We start from the raw sequence: 19714 nt of genomic DNA on the forward strand, positions 1-19714 counted from the left end.
CTCTTAATTTGGCCACATAACTTGGCGATTACGGCTCAACGTGGCAGACTAGCTGCTGTTTATATAACCTTTCGGTTACGGATCAACCATGAATTCATTCTGGACATTTTTACAGCTCATTTTTGTCATTCTTCAGGTAACCAGTCTTGCGTTATATGCCCTGTTACCTTCCCCCTGGAGTGACACTGTATTAGTCGCGATGATTCTGTTCAGTTTGATTATTGGCATTGTCATTTGGTGGTGGTCCCGGCGCAACGCACTGACAGCGCCTTTTCGGCAACCCTTTTTATCGTCCGATTCATTACAACTGTTTGAGCAAGTATTTAATGACCTGCCCACCCGGGTTTACTGGCGCGATCCTGAACTGAAACTGTTAGGCGGGAACCGTGCTTTTGCTAATGACTTTGGTATTGATCCTGAATCTTTAGCCGGTAAAGCGGATGCTGAAATCGACTCCCTTGCCAGTAATGACGTATTACTGGAGCGCGACAAAAAAACCTTTAGTCAGCAAGCTCCATCAGTTAATGCAGAAATCGAACTAAAAGTCAGCGGCAAGAGCCAGTGGGTCGAGCATTCCAGTGTTCCACTTTACGATGACGACCACAATATTATCGGCATTCTCGGCAGCTACTACGATATATCCGGCATTAAGTCGGTTGCTGAAGAAATGGAAAAAGCCAAAGAAACCGCCGAGCGCGCCAACCAGTCAAAAGGTGAATTTTTGGCGAATATGAGCCATGAAATTCGCACACCAATTAATGCTATTGTGGGTATGGCAAACCTCTGCCTGAAAACCGAGCTTACCCAAAAACAAAAACGCTATATCAAAGTCATCGACTCCTCTTCACAAGCGTTACTGGGCGTTATTAATGACATTCTCGATTTTTCTAAAATTGACGCGGGTAAGTTAACCGTCGAGCGCATTCCTTTCGACTTGCAGGACGTACTAACCTCTCTGGCGGATATGTTTGCGTACCGGGCTTACGATAAGGATCTCGAGTTTATTATTAACTTACCGGCGAATATACCCACGCGTTTAATTGGTGACCCGCTGCGCTTGAATCAGGTACTGGTTAACCTGATTAGTAATGCCATTAAATTTACCGAAGACGGTGAAATCAATGTTGCCGTTAATCTACTGGACAGTTCCCCGGACAATGTTTTGTTGCGGATATCGGTCACCGATACGGGTATTGGTATGGACGAAGAGCAGCGCGCCAACCTCTTTAAAGCCTTTACTCAGGCAGACACGTCTACAACCCGCAAGTATGGCGGTACTGGCCTTGGCTTAGCCATTTCCCGGCGTTTAATCTTATTAATGGGCGGTGATATCGGCGTAACCAGTGCTGCCGGTCAGGGCTCGACATTTTATATCGAAGTAGAACTACCATTACAGACAGAGCAGGACAACAGTCATCATCAGTATCTTTTGCAGAAACTTAAAGGTGTTCGAATTCTCGCTATTGATGACAACTTAAGTACCCGCGAAATGCTCTATGAAATGCTGCGCAGTTACCAGGTTGACGTAAAAGTCTGCCGCACCGCTGAACAGGCACTGCAAGTGTTTCAGCTGTCTGTCGAGGACAACAACCCTTATCAACTGGTTCTGGTTGACTGGCGTTTGCCGGGTATGGATGGTCTGGAATTTTGCCAGAAGATAACCGAGCGTTATGCAGAAGACATTCGTCCGAAAATGACTCTGGCGACGGGGTATTATGCTGAAGAATTATCAGAAAAAGCGAAACAAGCAGGCGTCAATGACATCATTTCAAAACCCTTTACCGCGTCGACATTAGGTAGAAGCCTGACCTCAACATTATTTCAGCGAGAGCTCTCCGATGCGGACGATGCTGACAGTGGTGACGGCATCCCGGAAAGTATTTTGCGAGCGCCTATTTTGGTGGTAGAGGACAATGAGATTAACCAACAAGTCGCCAGAGAAATTCTCTCAAGCCACAAGTTTAAAGTGGATATAGTGGAAAATGGGCAGCTAGCAGTAGAAGCCGTTCATAACAAAAATTATTCGCTGGTATTAATGGACATTCAAATGCCGGTCATGGACGGGCTGAAAGCGGCGCAAACAATCCGCGCCGACTTCAATTATCAGCAGCTTCCTATTCTGGCAATGACGGCCAATGCAATGAGTGGCGACGAGGAGCGTTCACTTGCCGCGGGTATGCAAGGACATATTGCTAAGCCAATTGATGAACAACAACTGATTAAAGCCATTATTAAATGGGCGGTCCCGGGTGACTACACCAATAACCAACAACCAGAAGTACCACCAGAATCCAAGCAGGATGAGGTTAATAAACCGCCGGTTCGTATTCCACAAGTGAAGGGAATTGAATTTGAAGCGGCATTAAAGCGTTTACAGTACAATGTTGAGCTATATCTGAAGTTAGTAGAGCAGCTATATGAAACCTACCAGGGTAGCGCCACTAAAGTCTCCGACTTTATTACCCGGGGGCAGCATGAAAGTGCGCGCCGCTATTTCCATTCATTGAAAGGAGCCGCTGCTAATCTTGGCTTTACTCAGTTACAAAGCAAAGCCGCCGACTTAGAGCAATTTATGGCAGAGGGTAATATTGATAAAGTTGCTGACCAGATCACTGAGCTGGAAAAACGTTTACGCTATGCGCATCAGGCGGCTGTAGACTTAGAAGCTATTCAACAACATCAGTCTTGAGGAATTACTATGACTCGATATTTTTTTATTATTCCGCTGCTGCTCAGCTTGTTTTGGCTGCTGTATTTACGAACAAATGGCTGGAGCATTAAACAGGGCTATAAAGGTTTTATTTATATTGCTGTATTCAGCGCTGTCATCGCCGCTTTTTACACGACGATGATGTTTGTTACCGGGCGTTAAACCAAAGCTAACAGAACGCCCGCAGCAACAGCTGAACCCAGTACCCCGGCTACATTCGGCCCCATCGCATGCATTAACAGGAAGTTTTGCTGATTAGCCTGTAAACCAACCTTATTAACTACCCTTGCTGCCATAGGCACAGCGGAAACTCCGGCAGCACCAATTAACGGGTTAATCGGGTCTTTGCTGAATTTACCCATCAATTTCGCCATTAAAATGCCGCTGGCGGTTCCAATGGAAAATGCAACAGCACCTAACACCAGAATGCCCAGCGTCTGGAAACTGAGGAACTGATCCGCCTGCAGTTTAGAACCCACAGCCAAACCGAGAAAGATGGTCACAATATTAATCAGCTCGTTCTGAGTGGTTTTAGTTAAGCGCTCCACCACGCCAGATTCACGCATTAAGTTACCCAGGCAGAACATGCCAACCAAAGGCGTTGCTGAAGGCAAAAACAACAACGTTAACCCCATAGCTATTAGCGGGAAGAAAAGCTTCTCACGACGAGCTACCGGTCGTAACTGCTCCATTTTAATCTCACGCTCGGCCTGAGTTGTCAGCAGTTTCATTATTGGCGGCTGGATAATAGGCACCAGCGCCATATAAGAATAAGCCGCAACAGCAATAGCGCCTAATAAATCCGGTGCTAGCTTCGACGCCAGGAAAATAGCCGTGGGACCATCAGCGCCGCCGATAATTGAAATCGCCGCCGCGTCGGACATCGAAAACTCAATACCCGGTATGCCATTCAGAGCAACAGCACCAAATAAGGTAGCAAAAATACCGAACTGAGCTGCCCCACCCAAAAACAGCATTTTAGGGTTTGCCAGCAAGGGGCCAAAATCGGTTAATGCGCCAACCCCCATAAAAATAAGCAATGGGAACATACCGGTGTCGATGCCAACGCTATACACGTAGTAAAGAACTCCCCCAGGCTCAGTGAAGCCACCTAAAGGGATATTTGCCAGTATTGCTCCAAAGCCAATAGGTAATAGTAATAAAGGTTCAAATTTCTTTGAGATTGCCAAATACAACAACAACCCACCCACCAGAATCATGCTGAACTGACCGAATGTCATTGCAGCAATACCAGTGGTTTCCCATAAAATCTGCAGCTTCTCCATATTAGCCTACCGTCACCAGAGCATCACCTACGGTCACTGCGTCACCTTCTTTTACATGAAGAGACTGAACGGTACCGTCTTTTGGTGCTTTAATATCGGTTTCCATTTTCATCGCTTCCATTACTAAGACAACGTCGCCGGCTTTAATTGCTGCACCTTCTTTGGCTACAACTTTAAAAATATTACCGGCTAATGGCGCTTTTATGGTTTCACCTTCACCTGAACCACCTGACGAGTCCTGCGATGGCTCCTGTGATGATTGTGAAGACTCTGTTGAGGACGATGACTTCACAGAATCGAGCTGACCTGTTGGGCCGACTTTTACATTATAACGCTTACCCTCAACCTCAACTTCGTATTGCTCAACATCTCCGGTTGCATTGGGAGCTGCCTGCTCTTTAGATTCCGTTTTCTCTTCAGGCTCTTCTCCGGGCACCGGCTCAAAAGCATCCGGATTATCACGGTTCTTCAGGAATTTAAGCCCAATTTGCGGAAACAGCGCATAAGTTAAGACATCATCAACAACATCGTCAGCTAAACGAATATCTTCATCTGTCGCTTTATCTTTTAGTTCTTTGGTCAGCGCATCCAGTTCGTTATCCAGTAAATCCGCCGGGCGACAAGTAATAGCCTCTTCACCGTCCAGAACACGCTTCTGCAGGTCTTTATTAACTTCTGCAGCAGTTGCTCCATATTCGCCTTTAAGAACCGCAGCGGTTTCTTTAGAGATATTCTCGTAACGTTCACCGCTCAACACGTTCAGAACCGCCTGGGTTCCTACAATTTGTGAGGTTGGCGTAACCAGAGGGATAAAACCAAGATCTTCACGTACCTTTGGAATTTCTTCTAAAACTTCATCGAATTTGTCCAGCGCGCCCTGCTCTTTTAATTGCCCTTCCATATTGGTCAGCATACCGCCCGGCACCTGCGCCAGAAGAATGCGCGCATCAACCCCTTTGAGAGACCCTTCAAACTTAGCGTATTTCTTACGCACGTCGCGGAAATAGCTGGCCACTTCAGCCAAGTCAGGTAGTGACAAGCCGGTGTCCCGATCACTGTCCTCAGTCATCGCAACCAGAGTTTCTGTTGGCGAGTGGCCGTAAGTCATGCTCATCGACGAAATAGCTGTATCCAGCATATCGATGCCAGCGTCAATTGATTTCTGATAAGTAGCAACGCTCAGGCCGGTTGTGGCATGACATTGCATTGCAATGGGCAGATCCGTATTTTTCTTTAACGCACTGACAAGTTCATACGCAAAATTCGGACGCAGTAAACCAGCCATATCTTTAATACAAATAGAATCACAACCTAAGTCTTCTAACTCCTGAGCCATATTCACCCAGGTATCCAGCGTATGCACCGGGCTAACTGTATAAGCAAGAGTACCCTGCGCATGACCATCAACGTCTTTTGCTGCTTTTATCGCTGTTTTTAAGTTACGAACGTCGTTCATAGCATCAAAAATACGGAAAACGTCAACACCATTTTCCTTTGCGCGTTCGACAAAACGTTTCACCACGTCATCGGCGTAATGCCTATATCCCAGCAGGTTTTGTCCGCGAAGCAGCATTTGCTGGCGAGTATTCGGCATGGCTTTTTTCAATTCGCGAATGCGTTCCCAGGGGTCTTCACCGAGATAGCGAATACAAGAATCAAAAGTCGCACCACCCCAGGATTCCATTGACCAGTAGCCGATACTGTCAAGCTTTTCAGCAATGGGAAGCATGTCGTCCAGGCGCATACGCGTTGCGAGTAGTGACTGATGTGCGTCACGAAGTACCAACTCTGTTAGTAACAGGGGTTTACTCATTATGATTTCTCCTTGTTATTCGCTGCTTTTTTACCTTGGCGGTAACTGTGTACCGCAGCAGAAATTGCAGCCAGTACCGCAGGAGTTTCGGCATCAGAGTTATTATCTTTGACTGATGGCTGGGTGCTGGCAACAGGCTCTGGTGTTGGGATCAAGCGTTTCATAACGCTCATGGCAACGACCAATAAGCAAAGAAAGATGATGACTGCGCCCATACCGACCAGCATGAGTTGCGCAGCTTGGCTGAGCAATTCTGACACGAAGCACTCCTGATTGGTTGCTAAGGTATTGTTATAAAATTATTAAATACCATGGTAGCAAGTCACGCAAGGAGATACAGCAGTAAATAGTGGGTATTCAGGATTTAAATGAGATTAAAAAATATTCAAAAGGATTAGTGTGCAAAGAAGATAATTAAGGGGATATAAAAAAGAATGGCGCGCTCGGGAGGACTCGAACCTCCAACCGCCTGGTTCGTAGCCAGGTACTCTATCCAGTTGAGCTACGAGCGCGTATTCAGGTTAGTAACAATATGGCGCGCTCGGGAGGATTCGAACCTCCGACCGCCTGGTTCGTAGCCAGGTACTCTATCCAGCTGAGCTACGAGCGCGTAATTGTTACTGTAAACGACTGGCGGAGAGGGAGGGATTCGAACCCTCGATAGGGCTACAAACCCTATACTCCCTTAGCAGGGGAGCGCCTTCAGCCACTCGGCCACCTCTCCAAATCGTTGTGGCGTGAATTCTAGCGATGTTGGCAATAATGTCAATCGCTTTTTTAAAAACTAGGGTTTAAGTGTGGGATAATTGACCATCTCGCGTGATTTTTCTTCAGAATGCTCAAAAACATAAAAAAAGACCGGCTTTCGCCGGTCTTTTCTAATCACTTATTCTTTATCTTGCTCATCGTCTTTTTCAGACTGAATGCGCATATATATTTCTTCGCGATGAACGGAAACGTCTTTCGGGGCATTAACACCAATACGTACTTGGTTTCCCTTAACGCCGAGAACGGTGACCGAAACATCATCACCTATCATTAATGTTTCACCTACACGGCGAGTTAAAATTAGCATAGATTGCTCCTTCAATACTGTTCCGATTCTTACCGCGAATATCGAACTTTTCCCTGAACTGGCGTAAGCAGTCTACCAACACTGAGAGTGATTACACTATAACGAAGCGCATATTTCTTCGTTGTGTTTTAATCGCTTACAGCGACAGCTAAAGCTGTTGCTGTAACCAAGTCGTCGCAGTAGCCAAAGCTTCATTTAACTGTTCCGGGAGTGAACCACCTGCCTGCGCCATGTCAGGACGACCTCCGCCCTTACCACCAACAACATTTGCAGCCTGATTCACGATATCTCCTGCTTTAACTTTAGACGTTAAATCGGTAGTAACGCCAGCAATTAAACTGACTTTATCACCGTTTGCAGTCCCCAATAATACGATACCTGAACCCATTTGGTTCTTCAGATCATCAACTAATCCACGCAAAGATTTCGGATCGGCCTGGTCTAGCTCCGCAATAATTGCTTTAACCCCATTAATATCAATAGCCTGAGCGATTAATCCACCACCGGCCTGCTGTGCCAGTTTTTGTTGCAGTTGCTCGTTCTTACGCTCTAATTCACGGAACTTATGCTGCAACTGCTGGACTTTATCGGCCACAGAGTTTGGTTCTGTTTTCAGCTCTCCGGCAATTTGCTGCAATACACTTTGCTGCTGTTGAGTATATCGTACGGCTGCTTCTCCGGTTACCACTTCAATACGACGCACACCCGAAGCAATACCACCCTCTGAGGTTATTCTGAATAAACCGATATCACCTGTAGCTTTGACATGGGTACCGCCACAAAGCTCCATGGAGAAATCGCCCATGCGTACAACTCGTACTTGCTCGTCATACTTTTCGCCGAACAAAGCCATTGCGCCCGCTTCTTTTGCTTCATCAATGGCCATAAGCTGTGTTTTTAGTAGCAGGTTAGCGCGAACTTGTGCATTTACTTCACGCTCTAATTGAGCCAACTGCTCAGTCGTCACTGGTTCAAAGTGCGAGAAATCAAAACGCATTTTGTCCGCTTCGACCAAAGATCCTTTTTGCGTGACGTGCTCGCCCAGCAAGTTTCTAAGTGCTGCATGCAGCAAATGCGTTGCAGAGTGGTTGCGTTTAATATTCTCACGACGCTCAGAATCAATTTCGGCTTTTACACTGTCGTTAAGCTTAACCGCAGCTTTCGCAACGCCGTGATGCGCTATCGCTTTGCCAATATACTGAGTGTCTGTCACTTCAAATGCTAGTCCGTTGGCAACCAAAACACCTTTGTCACCGATCTGGCCACCACTTTCTGCATAAAACGGCGTTTCTGATAAAACCACAATACCGTCTTCGCCCGCCTGCAATTGCTCTACTGGCTTACCATCTTTAAATAACTCGAGCACTTTTGCCTGCCCGGCAACGTCATCATAACCAGTAAATGCGGTTTTATTGTCAGACTTAAGCTGTTGATTATAATCCATGCCAAACTGAGAAGCCTGTTGAGCCCGCTGACGTTGCTCTGACATCGCCTGTTCGAAGCCTTGCTCATCAATTGTCAATTCCTGCTCACGGGCAATATCTGCGGTTAAATCAACCGGAAAGCCATAAGTGTCATAGAGTTTGAATACCACGTCACCCGGTATAACTTTACCTTTCAGCTCGGCAATTTCGTCTGACAGAATCACCAAGCCACGCTCCAGCGTGCGCGCAAACTGCTGCTCTTCCCGTTCCAGGGCGTCTTTAATAATTTGCTTTTTCTGCTCCAGCTCAGGATACGCTTCACCCATCTGGCGAGCCAATTCGTCTACCAAACGGAAAAAGAAGGTGTCTTTAGCGCCAAGTAAGTTCCCGTGCCGCACAGCTCTACGTATTATACGGCGCAGAACATAACCACGGCCTTCGTTTGATGGCATAACACCATCGGTAATCAAGAAGGAGCATGAACGAATGTGATCGGCGATAACGCGCAATGATTTATTGTCCAAGTCATCGGTGCCAATAATTTCAGCCGCCGCTTTAATCAGCGCCTGGAACAAATCAATTTCATAGTTACTGTGAACGTTTTGCATAATGGCAGAAATACGCTCCAGCCCCATGCCCGTATCAATAGAAGGATCGGGCAAAGGTTCCAGGGTACCGTCAGCCTGACGGTTATACTGCATAAAGACCAGGTTCCAGATTTCGATGTAACGATCACCGTCTTCTTCAGGGGTTCCCGGAGGACCGCCCCATACTTCTTCACCGTGGTCATAAAACACTTCAGAGCATGGACCACAAGGCCCGGTATCACCCATAGACCAGAAGTTATCTTTTTCACCAATGCGCGAAATACGGTCTTCCGGTACGCCAATGTCTTTGGCCCAGATGTCGTAGGCTTCGTCATCCTCAGTAAACACCGTAACCCAGAGCTTTTCCGCCGGCAGCTTCAACTCTTTGGTTAAAAAGTCCCAGGCATACTGAATGGCTTGTTTTTTAAAGTAGTCACCAAAACTGAAGTTACCCATCATTTCAAAGAAAGTATGATGACGGGCTGTGTACCCAACATTTTCTAAATCATTATGTTTACCACCGGCACGCAGACAACGCTGCGCCGACGTGGCTTTATCATAACGACGTTTATCAGTACCCAGGAAAACGTCTTTAAATGGAACCATACCTGCATTGGTAAATAACAAGGTGGGATCGTTACCGGGGATCATTGATGCTGAAGGAACTTTTTCGTGTCCTCGCTCAGCAAAGTAATTTAAAAATGCATCACGAATTTGGGCACTGTTCATGCTCATATTGAGTCCTACTTTTCTTAACTGAGTGACTTTAGGTCAATGTTTTAATGCTCTAAGACTATCACGAAGTAGCCGTCTAGCCTAGCGTCGTGGTCGATTGACGCAAGCGAAAATTTGCTCCGGTGTAAAGCCTCGCTGCTGCAAAAAGCGAACCTGCCGACTCCACTCTTTTTCGTCAGCCGGGTCCTCATCGCCAAACTTTTTCTGCTTCAGCTCTGCACACAATTCAAACCAGTCGACTTCCATGGATTCGAGCACGTCCTCAACAATTTCAGTAGCAACGCCTTTTTGCTGAGTGGCCTGCGCCATGATTTTTAATCGCCCCTGCTTTTGCCCTACTTTTTCACGAATAAAGCTACTGGCAAAGCGTTCATCACTCTGCCAGCCTTCCTGTTTAAGTTCGTCAACAACGCGGTTAACCATTTCTGCAGGCCATTGCTTCTGGATTAATTTACGCTTTAATTCAGTTCTGCTCTGCTCCCGCATTGCCAGCAACCGAAAAGCACTGTCACGCAGTGCTTTTTCGTCATACTCTGAACTTTCGTCCATGGTCTATACTCCAACACCTAACTATGGAATTTGGTCTAAGGATGCTTAATATGACTCAGAGTAATTCAAAATCAAGGTTTCTCTTCATTTGTCTTGCCTTTCTTACGGCAGGATTTACCACTTTCGCTCAAGCAGACGAGCGCACCTTATCAATATCCGGCAGCGGCAGTGTTTCTGCTATTCCGGATCAAATGTCACTGACTTTCTGGATAGAAGAACGCGGGAATAAACTCAGTTCACAAAAGTCGGTGGTTGATGACACCACCAACCGCTTAATTAAAGATTTGAATCGTAAAGGTGTAGAAGACAAAGATATTCGTTCTTACCAATTACAAATTTATCCCCGCTACGAACAAAACGATGACGGGAAAACAGAGCAAGATGGCTTTGTGGTTCAACGCGAAGTTCAGGTCACTTTGTTAGAGCCTGAGAACTACGACAGTATTATAGACTTGGCGCTAGCGCGCGGAGTCACTCGTGTTGGCCAGGTCAAGTTTGAAATTAGTGATCAGCAGGGTTTGTATCAACAAGCATTGATTAACGCTTATGAACAAGCAAAAAATAAAGCCGAGCGTTTGGCTACGGCTGCAGGTCTCGAGCTGACGGGAACATTAAGTATAGCGGAACGTTCTATGTCACGGCCGGTAGTTATGCAAATGGCAGAAATGAGCAGCCGCTCAGATAAAGTGTCACTGCCTGGTCAGCAAACCATTGAAGCACAAGTAGAGGTTATATTCTCAACCAAAACTCAGTCGGGCTCTGACAATTAAATCGTTGCTATGTTGAATACTCGGAGTAAAATGGCTCAATATCTAACAATTTTGTAACAGAAAGAGTCATTTTGTTCCTAAAAATTCAAAGTCTTTTATTTATCACCTTACTCGCTGTCACTTCATTAGTTTCAGCTCAGGAGTGGCAGCAGCAACGTGTTGATGCCAGCAGTAATCCAGATGCCTGGATCAAAAAGACTTCTGAATTGATAGAACAGTACGATAACCAGCGCCAGTTTGAAGAACTGGCAATGGCTTACGCACTGCAAGTTGAAGCTTACCGATATTCCGGCCATGAGAGTAAAGCACATGCAGCCATAGATGAGGGCTTACGCTTTGCTGAATTGGCCAACTCAAAAATTGCAAAAACTCTGCTGAGAATTAACCAAACTTGGTATTTCTTACAAAGAGGTCAACTTCGCCAGGCCAACACCAGCATTATCTATGCAATAGAAAACGCTAAAGCGTCAGGTAATAAAGATTTACAGATAGAAGCAGACATACTTCATGCGCAAGTGATGCAGAATACAGGGGATATAGCCCATGCACTGCAAACTCTGGAGCAGCTCAATCGTAATGCCTACACGGCACACCCCAGGTTGCAGGTAGAATTTCACGCTTTAATTGGTTCTATTTATCTTGATGTTGGGGCAAACGATATTGGCTTAGAACACATTCAGGATGCACTCGACATCAGCAGAGACCATTTAGGTCAATGGGATGTCTCTGTACTCGAGTACAATTTAGCCACTGCTTATCAAGCAGCCGGAAATAATGAAAAAGCCAGACAGCATTTCGAGACGGCTTTAGAAATCAGTAAAGCCATTAACGATGATCTTGGCGTCGCTTACGCCCTCTTCCAAATGGCCTCAATTGATGTCAAAAACGAAAATTATCAACAGGCCTTAGAACGTCTCAACAGAGCTATGCCGCAATTTAAGTCGGCCGGCGCACACCCTATGGAAGCACAGAGCCGGCTAGCCATGGTTTCAGCTTATTTAGGTACTAACCAACTTGAAAATGCACTTGTTCAGCTAGAAGCCTCCAGCTCGGTTATTAACACACTGACCGATAATCAGCTATATCAAACCCTTAATGAGCGTTGGTCTGAGTATTATCAAAGTATAGAAAATTATGAATCAGCTCTGGAGCGTTACAAGACTTCTGTCAATTATATGCAGAAAGTGCGGGAGCAAACTCAGGACAAGCAAGTACAGGAAATTATGGTGCGCCTGGAAATTAAAGAGCAGGAGACCACCAATGAGTTACTTAAAAAAGAAAATCAGTTACAACAGTTAGAACTGCAGGAGCAGCAAACCTCATATTACCTGCTGGTGTGGATTATTATTTCTGGCCTTTTGGTGGTTATTATTGTTTCGGCTTTCCTCTATCAACAATGGCGGGCTCGTAAAAACTTCGCCGAATTGGCATTAAAAGACGACTTAACTAACGCGCCGAATCGACGGGCCATTGTCCGTATTTGCAAAAAAGGTCTGGAGCAAGCTCGTGAACAGCAGCGTCAGTTAGCCTTGGCCGTAGTCGACTTCGATTACTTTAAGGCAATAAATGATCAGTTCGGTCACGACGTTGGTGACCGCGTTTTACAACGTTTTGCAGAAGTTGCCAAACTCAGTCTGCGTGATCAGGACAACTTTGGTCGCCTGGGAGGTGAAGAGTGGCTGCTGGTATTTTTCGATGTCAGCAAAGAGGACGCAAAGAACATCTTTGAGCGTATTACCGAGGAAATGAACAGCAAGCCCATTAGCGGTTTGCCGGAAGACTACCGCATTACCTTCAGCATGGGCTTTACCAACGCTCACCCGGAAGATAGCTTTGATTCTCTTTATAAACGTGCGGATGATGTTTTGTTCGAAGCTAAGGATAAAGGCCGGGAGCGCCTAATCATCACTGATTAAAGCTCATCAGCCTTAAACTCAGGCAAATTATGACTGATACAATGCAAACCTCCGCCCCCTAAGACAAATTCACGTGCGTCAACGGCAATAACTTTGCGCTCAGGAAGAGCTTCGCGAACAGTCAGTAAGGCTTGCCCGTCTGTGGCTAAACCAAATTGAGGTACCGCAACCAGCTTACTCGTTTGCAAAACATTCACATAACTGCACAGTAAAGGCAGTTCAACGGTACGTTTTAAACTTGACGCTGTAAGCTCAACTTCCTCTCTTTCTTCACTAGCAGGCAGTTGTGGAGGTGGCAAAGGTAACGGAATGGTTTGAATATAAGCAGGCAGTTTATCCAGTTGTTTTTTAAGCGCCTGGCAGGTTTTATAATCAGGATGCGCTGTATTATCGGTGGCCGCATACAGCAAAGTATTAGCGTCAACGAATAACGCCATATTATCAATATGTCCGCCCGTTTCATCAGCAACCAAGGCACCATCAAAAAAATGTAAACGCTGCCCGGGCAAAAGCTGGGCTAATAAAGACGTCATCTGCTGCTCTGTCATTGCCGGATTTCGCTGCTTAATACAGGCCAGGCCAATTAGCCAATCACCCTGACCGTTGTGCGTAAAAGCGCCGCCTTCCGCAATAAGCAGGCTATTTGTTAATGGGCTTTTCAAGCGAGAACACAGACTCTGACTAAAAACTTTATCAGCAGCAATATCGTTCTGGACACCACCCCAGCCATCAAAATCAAAAGACAATGCCGCCAGCTGGCCGTCGCTATTTAACTGCCACAGTGGCGTAGTATCGCGTAGCCAGATATCGTCATAATCAATTTCAATGCGCTGAACGGATTTAAGTGCCTCGGGTACACTGTCGCTTATGCTCGCAGGAACAACAAGCGAAACCGGCGTGTTAGCAGACAATTGTTTTATTAGCTTTATGAGAGCGTCACGAGCTGGTTCAGCGTGCTTACGCCAGACATCACTCCGGTATGGCCAGGCCAGCAACAAGCGCTGGTTTTCCATAAAATCAGGTAACCAGCACGCAGTCGTGGTCACTTACTTACCCCGTCGTTTACTCTGCTTTTTATCCAGTCTGTGACGGGCGGTGGCTTTACGAATTTTCGCAAAGCGACGCTGTTTAGACTCTTCATGACGAGGGTCGAGAAACGACTCTTTTTCCGCCGGTAAGTTAACCTGAGCTCTTAACGCATTGACCTGAGGCAATGACATTTCCGCCCAGCCACCTTGCGGCAAGCCGGGTTCCAGAGGAATATCGCCATAGCGAACACGGATAAGACGACTCACCTGCACTTCCTGCGATTCCCACAAGCGACGAACTTCACGATTACGCCCTTCACTGATGGTTACATGGAACCAGCGATTCATACCATCACCACCGGCAGGCTTTATGCTATTGAAATGCGCAGGGCCATCTTCCAGTTGCACACCTTTTCTCAAGCGTTGCATCATGGCTTCATCCACGTCGCCAAAAACCCGTACCGCGTATTCACGTTCAACCTGCTGGCTGGGGTGCATCAGACGATTAGCAAGTTCACCGTCAGTAGTGAACAACAACAGACCCGAGGTATTCACATCAAGCCGCCCCACAGCGACCCAACGCGCACCGCTCATTCTTGGCAAGCGGTCATAAACGGTCGGTCGTCCTTCCGGATCCTTGCGCGTACACAACTCACCCTCGGGCTTGTGATAAATCAGAACTCGGCAAATGACCTCTTCTTCAGGTTTAATCTGAACTTCGTGGCCATCAATGCGTACTTTTGCGTCGGCATCAATACGCTCACCCAATTGTGCTACTTTGCCGTTCACACGAATTCGTCCGGCTGAAATTTTTGTTTCAATTTCGCGGCGTGAACCATGTCCAGATCGGGCTAAAACCTTTTGTAATTTCTCGGTCATTACGAATCATCTCTCTCGTTAGTCGCTGTCTCAGCGGTACGTTCATCATCTTCATTAAGTGTGTCGATATCAGGCAATTCTGATAAGTCACTTAAATTAAAATCATCTAAAAAATCGTTAGTGCTGGCATAAAGCTGGGGTCTTCCCGGCACCTCTTTGTGCCCGACAACCTTAACCCAGCCTCGTTCCTGCAATGTTTTCATTATTTGGCTACTGACACTGACACCACGTATTTGTTCAATTTCGCCACGCGTAATGGGCTGCCGGTAAACAATTAACGCCAAAGTTTCCAGCAACGCGTTTGAGTAACGAGGCGGTTTTTCCTGCCAAAGGCCTGCTAACCTCTGCCCCAGCTCTGCCCGGGTTTGAAAACGGTAACCGGAAGCCACTTTTACCAACTCAATACCACGTTCCTGGTAGTCTGACTGCAACTCTTTAAGTTGCTGCCTTATAGCCGCCAGCGAGGCCTCGCCTTCATTCAGCAACAGCTGATACAGCTGCTCAGCCGATAACGGCTGCGGATGCGCAAACAAGGCCGCTTCAATAAGTTGTTTAAGCTGTAACGGATTCATCTTGATTGTGCTGTCTCAAACTCAGGCGAATATCACTCATCGGCTCTACTTGTGACAATTCTACCATTGATTCTTTCACAAGTTCCAAAATTGCTAAAAAACTGACCACAGCTCCGGCGCGACCTTCTTTTCGGGTAAAGAGCTGGCTAAAAGAAACGTACTTTTTATGGCTCAACAACTCCAGTACCTGACTCATCCGCGCTCGTGTCGATAGTTGCTCGCGCTTTATCTGATGGTGAGCTTTTAACTCCACTTGTTGTAACACACGACTAAAAGCAAGAGTTAAGTCTTCAAGAGTAACTTCCGGAGGTGCAGCTGTTAACCACTCGCGTGCATTACTGCCGACTTCACTCAATAACATGTCCCGCCCCACCTGCGGTTGCTGATCAATATATTCAGCACCCTGGCGTATCGCTTCGTATTCCTGCAGACGCCGTATGAGCTCCGCTCTAGGGTCTTCTTCCTCATCCTCTTCCTGAGGCGGTTTCGGCAACAGCAAACGGCTTTTTATTTCGGCAAGAATGGCCGCCATCACTAAATAATCGGCGGCAAGCTCCAGCTTCAGCTCTTGCATCATATCCACATACTCAACGTATTGCCGGGTAATAGCCAGAATAGGCATGTCCACAATATCGAGCTTTTGTTTGCGAATTAAATACAACAAAAGATCCATCGGACCACTGAAAGTGTCGAGTATAACTTCCAGCGCATCCGGTGGTATATAGAGGTCTTCAGGCTTTTCTATAACCGGTTCGCCGCGAACAAAGCCTAAAGGCAGTGACTGTTGTTCCGCCATAATTAAACCGAGTGCCTGTTTAAATGACTAAAAATCAAAAGGCTCTACGTCCCCGGAACCTTCGCGACGAATGGTCGGTGCTCCCTCAGATAAATCCACAACCGTGGTTGGTTCTTCACCTTTATGGCCGCCATCAATAATTAAATCCACCAGCTTTTCCAGCTTATCCCGAATCTCTTCCGGATCAGATTCAGCCAGCATTCCTTCGCCAAGGATCAAGCTGGTCGACATTAATGGCTCATTTAACTCTTCCAGCAGAGCCATCGCAATACGATTGGTCGGAACCCGTATACCGATAGTTTTACGTTTGGGGTTTAACAGCCGCTTGGGAACCTCTTTCGTTCCTTTCAGAATAAAAGTGTAAGGTCCGGGAGTGTTATTTTTCAGCAACCGAAAGGCATCGTTATCAACCCGCGCATAAGTCGCAAGCTCAGATAAATCACGGCACATTAGAGTAAAGTTGTGCTCTTTGTCTATTTCACGGATCTGACAAATACGGTCAGCCGCTGCTTTATCACCAATTTGACAACCAATGGCATAACCCGAGTCGGTAGGATAAACCACCACCCCACTTTTACGAATAATTTGAACCGACTGCTGAATTAAACGTGCTTGAGGATTTTCCGGATGAATTTCAAAATATTGACTCATAATATCACCTCAATCCTTCTACTGTGACCAATGCTCCCATATTGGCACACAGTCCGCTGGCAGACAAAGATTTTTACCCAATTCGCGCCAATTCCCCGGATAGTGAAAATCCGACCCCTGCGAGGCTAACAGGCCATATTCCTGGCTCATTTTCGCCAGGGCATCACGGTGACCGGGAGACTGCTGACACAAACTGACTTCCATGGCATCGAGCCCCCACTCTTTACCCTGTATTAAAAGCTTGCGCAGCCATTTATTCGACATTTTGTAACCGTGAGGATGCGCCAGTACCGCCTTCCCCCCGGCGCTGTGGATGGCTTCTATCGCGGTGGAAATATCGCACCATTCGGGATTGACATAGGCGCTGTTACCTTTGCCAATATAGCGATCGAAAGCTTTCTGTGGGTTACTGACGATACCTTTCCGTACCATAGCGTCAGCAATGTGCTTACGTGTTGGCAACCCCTCCGTTTGGCACTCATCTGCCGATAAACTAACACCGCGCTGGTATAACTTTTCCAGCATCGCATCGAATCTATCATAGCGACGTTGCTGTTGTTGGCTCAGTAAAGCCTTTAAAGGTTCCGCCCTAGGGTCAATATTAAGTCCAACAATATGAATTTCAAAGCTGTGCCAACGACAACTAATTTCAACACCGTTCACCAGCTCAATCGGCAAGTTCTCATGTTTGATGAGACGACTCGCTTCTGCCAGCCCGTCAACGCAATCATGATCGGTTATCGCCAGTACATCGACGTTTTGCTCGCAGGCGCGCATCACAAGCTCTGAAACTGACAAAGAGCCATCAGAACAGGTGCTGTGACAATGTAAGTCGTAAACTGGCATTAAATCTCCGCCGCCAGTTCTGTACCCTGACGAATCGCGCGTTTAGCGTCGAGTTCAGCAGCAACATCAGCGCCACCAATTAGGTGCACAGTCTGGCCGGCCGACTGCAACGCGTCGTGCAAGGAGCGTTGCGGTACCTGCCCCGCACAAATAATAACGTTATCAACTTCCAGCAATTGTTTTTCACCTTCACGTTCTATTTCAATACCTTCTGGCACAATACGATGATAGGTCACCCCATTCCACATATTCACAGACTTACTTTTTAGTTCGTTACGATGAACCCAGCCAGAGGTTTTGCCTAAGCCTTTACCGACTTTGCTCTCTTTTCGCTGAAGCAACCAAACCTGGCGCAGACTTTGCTCTGGCTGCTGCGGTTTCAGACCGCCGCGATCACTGTAGCCTTTATCAATACCCCAACGCTCTGACCACTCTGGTTCATCCAGTGTCAGTGACTTTTCGGTAGTCAGGTATTCGGATACATCAAAACCAATACCACCGGCACCAATCACAGCCACTTTTTTACCCACAGCTTTGTGATCACGTAAAACATCTAAGTAACCCAGCACATGCGGCAAATCAACACCCGGAATATCAACCTGACGAGGACTGACGCCGGTTGCCAGAACCACATCATCGTATTTTTCTGCCAGCAACCCTTCGCAAGTCTGCTCTTTTCCAAGCTTCAAATTTACCCCAGTGTCTTCAATGCGGTACTTAAAGTAGCGCAGGGTTTCATAAAACTCTTCTTTACCCGGAATCTGTTTAGCGTAGTTAAACTGACCGCCAATTTCTTCGGACTTATCGTACAAATCGACCTGGTGACCGCGCTCTGCAGCATTACAGGCAAAGGCTAACCCTGCCGGGCCAGAACCAATGACCGCAATGCGCTTTTTCTGCTCAGCCGGCTTCATTACCAACTCCTGCTCAAAGCAGGCTCGGGGGTTAACTAAACAAGACGCCCTTTTATTCTCAAACACATGGTCCAGACAGGCCTGATTACAGGCAATACAGGTATTAATACGTTCAGACTGACCTTGTTCCGCCTTTTTCACAAACTCCGGGTCAGCCAGTAGCGGTCGCGCCATGGACACCATATCCGCCTGGTTGCTTTCTAAAATATGCTCGGCAATTTCCGGCGTATTGATACGGTTAACGGCAACCACAGGAACCGATAACTCCCGGCGCACGCGCTCAGTTATCCAACTAAAGGCGCCACGTGGTACCGAGGTGACAATGGTCGGTACCCGGGCTTCGTGCCAACCAATACCCGTATTAATAATAGTAACGCCTGCTTGCTCCAGCAGTTTACCTAGTTGCAGAACTTCATCCAGCTGATGACCGTCTTCAACTAAGTCCAGCATCGACAAACGGAAAATAATAATCGATTTTTCACCCACAGCCGCGCGCACAGCTTTGACAATTTCCAGTGGAAAACGCATACGATTTTCGAAGCTGCCGCCCCAGTTATCATCACGCTTATTTGTTCTTGGACACAAAAACTGGTTAATTAAATAACCTTCCGAGCCCATGATTTCCACACCATCATAGCCAGCCCTCTGCGCCAGCTTTGCGCCGCGGGCATAATGCTTGATGGTGTTTTTAATCTGGCGCTCCGACATGGCTTTTGGCTTGAACGGGTTTATCGGGGCTTTTATGGCGCTGGGAGCCAAAGAAAACGGATGATAACTGTAACGCCCGGCATGCAAAAGCTGCAGGCATATTTTACTGCCATATTTGTGAACGGCGTCGGTTACCTGACGATGTTTTCCCACGTGCCAGGGCTTGGACATTTCACTGCCAAAAGGCGCCAGACGCCCACGAAAGTTAGGGCTGATACCGCCGGTGACAATAAGACCGACACCACCTTTGGCGCGCTCTTCATAAAAGCTGGCTAATTTACTAAAGCCATTTTTTTCTTCTTCCAGGCCTGTATGCATTGAGCCCATTAAGACTCGGTTCTTCAATGTCGTAAAACCAAGGTCCAGGGGTTTCAGTAAATTTGGGTATGATTTTTCCACGCCAACCTCTTATTTTAAACGGGTGTTTAATTTTTCTAACTTTACTGCTTAAACCC

At 46.8% G+C, this 19714-nt stretch carries 17 protein-coding genes and 3 tRNA genes; 4 read left to right on the forward strand and 16 right to left on the reverse strand.

Features of this window, described 5'->3' with window-relative positions; translation table 11 throughout:
• Positions 1-88: 88 nt before the first annotated feature.
• Complete coding sequence (locus tag ACN0TF_RS05060; RefSeq protein ID WP_417441028.1) at positions 89-2689, forward strand: response regulator; 2601 nt, start codon at positions 89-91, stop codon at positions 2687-2689.
• Between the two features lie 9 nt (positions 2690-2698).
• Positions 2699-2872 (forward strand): hypothetical protein, encoded by a 174-nt coding sequence (locus tag ACN0TF_RS05065; protein WP_417441029.1) that lies wholly within the window; start codon positions 2699-2701, stop codon positions 2870-2872.
• Here ACN0TF_RS05065 and ACN0TF_RS05070 read toward each other — a convergent pair.
• The 9 genes from ACN0TF_RS05070 to ACN0TF_RS05110 form a co-directional block, all read right to left on the reverse strand.
• A complete protein-coding gene (locus tag ACN0TF_RS05070; RefSeq protein WP_417441030.1) occupies positions 2869-3996 on the reverse strand; it encodes a sodium ion-translocating decarboxylase subunit beta in 1128 nt (375 codons plus the stop codon). The two genes, ACN0TF_RS05065 and ACN0TF_RS05070, sit on opposite strands and share 4 nt — an antisense overlap.
• Before the next feature lies 1 nt (position 3997).
• Entirely contained in the window at positions 3998-5809 is a 1812-nt protein-coding gene (oadA, locus tag ACN0TF_RS05075; RefSeq protein WP_417441031.1) for a sodium-extruding oxaloacetate decarboxylase subunit alpha, read from the reverse strand.
• Positions 5809-6069, reverse strand: a complete 261-nt coding sequence (locus ACN0TF_RS05080) for an oxaloacetate decarboxylase subunit gamma (protein ID WP_417441032.1) — start codon at positions 6067-6069, stop codon at positions 5809-5811. The genes oadA and ACN0TF_RS05080 overlap by 1 nt, the downstream gene beginning before the upstream one ends.
• Positions 6070-6244: 175 nt before the next feature.
• Positions 6245-6321, reverse strand: a tRNA-Arg gene (locus ACN0TF_RS05085).
• Between the two features lie 21 nt (positions 6322-6342).
• A tRNA-Arg gene (locus ACN0TF_RS05090) sits at positions 6343-6419 on the reverse strand.
• A gap of 21 nt (positions 6420-6440) precedes the next feature.
• Positions 6441-6533: transfer RNA gene (locus ACN0TF_RS05095), tRNA-Ser, on the reverse strand.
• A 162-nt stretch (positions 6534-6695) separates the two neighbouring features.
• Positions 6696-6884, reverse strand: coding sequence for a carbon storage regulator CsrA (gene csrA, locus ACN0TF_RS05100; protein WP_011234973.1), 189 nt, complete (start codon positions 6882-6884; stop codon positions 6696-6698).
• 148 nt (positions 6885-7032) lie between these two features.
• Entirely contained in the window at positions 7033-9630 is a 2598-nt protein-coding gene (gene alaS, locus ACN0TF_RS05105) for an alanine--tRNA ligase (RefSeq protein ID WP_417441033.1), read from the reverse strand.
• 81 nt (positions 9631-9711) lie between these two features.
• Positions 9712-10179 carry a regulatory protein RecX gene (locus tag ACN0TF_RS05110; RefSeq protein WP_417441034.1) on the reverse strand — a complete coding sequence of 156 codons (468 nt, stop codon included), beginning with the start codon at positions 10177-10179 and terminating at the stop codon, positions 9712-9714.
• A 50-nt stretch (positions 10180-10229) separates the two neighbouring features.
• On the opposite strand from ACN0TF_RS05110, the gene ACN0TF_RS05115 reads away from it, so the two are divergent.
• Positions 10230-10949: an SIMPL domain-containing protein gene (locus tag ACN0TF_RS05115; RefSeq protein WP_417441035.1), complete on the forward strand. Its 720-nt coding sequence runs from the start codon at positions 10230-10232 to the stop codon at positions 10947-10949.
• Between the two features lie 71 nt (positions 10950-11020).
• A complete protein-coding gene (locus tag ACN0TF_RS05120) occupies positions 11021-12865 on the forward strand; it encodes a diguanylate cyclase (RefSeq protein ID WP_417441036.1) in 1845 nt (614 codons plus the stop codon).
• Here ACN0TF_RS05120 and ACN0TF_RS05125 read toward each other — a convergent pair.
• From ACN0TF_RS05125 to ACN0TF_RS05155, 7 genes are read right to left on the reverse strand one after another with little or no spacing between them, the layout of a single operon-like run.
• Positions 12862-13911, reverse strand: coding sequence for an agmatine deiminase family protein (locus ACN0TF_RS05125; RefSeq protein ID WP_417441037.1), 1050 nt, complete (start codon positions 13909-13911; stop codon positions 12862-12864). The genes ACN0TF_RS05120 and ACN0TF_RS05125 overlap by 4 nt on opposite strands.
• Entirely contained in the window at positions 13912-14772 is an 861-nt protein-coding gene (rluB, locus tag ACN0TF_RS05130; RefSeq protein ID WP_011234979.1) for a 23S rRNA pseudouridine(2605) synthase RluB, read from the reverse strand.
• On the reverse strand, positions 14772-15344 hold the full coding sequence (gene scpB, locus ACN0TF_RS05135) for an SMC-Scp complex subunit ScpB (RefSeq protein WP_011234980.1): 573 nt from the start codon (positions 15342-15344) through the stop codon (positions 14772-14774). The genes rluB and scpB overlap by 1 nt, the downstream gene beginning before the upstream one ends.
• Positions 15325-16140, reverse strand: coding sequence for a segregation and condensation protein A (locus ACN0TF_RS05140; RefSeq protein WP_110013850.1), 816 nt, complete (start codon positions 16138-16140; stop codon positions 15325-15327). Before ACN0TF_RS05140 ends, scpB begins: the two co-directional genes overlap by 20 nt.
• A gap of 27 nt (positions 16141-16167) precedes the next feature.
• Positions 16168-16791 (reverse strand): L-threonylcarbamoyladenylate synthase, encoded by a 624-nt coding sequence (locus ACN0TF_RS05145; protein ID WP_110013851.1) that lies wholly within the window; start codon positions 16789-16791, stop codon positions 16168-16170.
• A gap of 18 nt (positions 16792-16809) precedes the next feature.
• A complete protein-coding gene (locus tag ACN0TF_RS05150; protein ID WP_417441038.1) occupies positions 16810-17637 on the reverse strand; it encodes a PHP domain-containing protein in 828 nt (275 codons plus the stop codon).
• Positions 17637-19658 (reverse strand): FAD-dependent oxidoreductase, encoded by a 2022-nt coding sequence (locus tag ACN0TF_RS05155; RefSeq protein WP_417441039.1) that lies wholly within the window; start codon positions 19656-19658, stop codon positions 17637-17639. Before ACN0TF_RS05155 ends, ACN0TF_RS05150 begins: the two co-directional genes overlap by 1 nt.
• Positions 19659-19714: the final 56 nt, after the last annotated feature.

Source organism: Idiomarina sp., assembly GCF_048265525.1.
Lineage (GTDB): Bacteria > Pseudomonadota > Gammaproteobacteria > Enterobacterales > Alteromonadaceae > Idiomarina.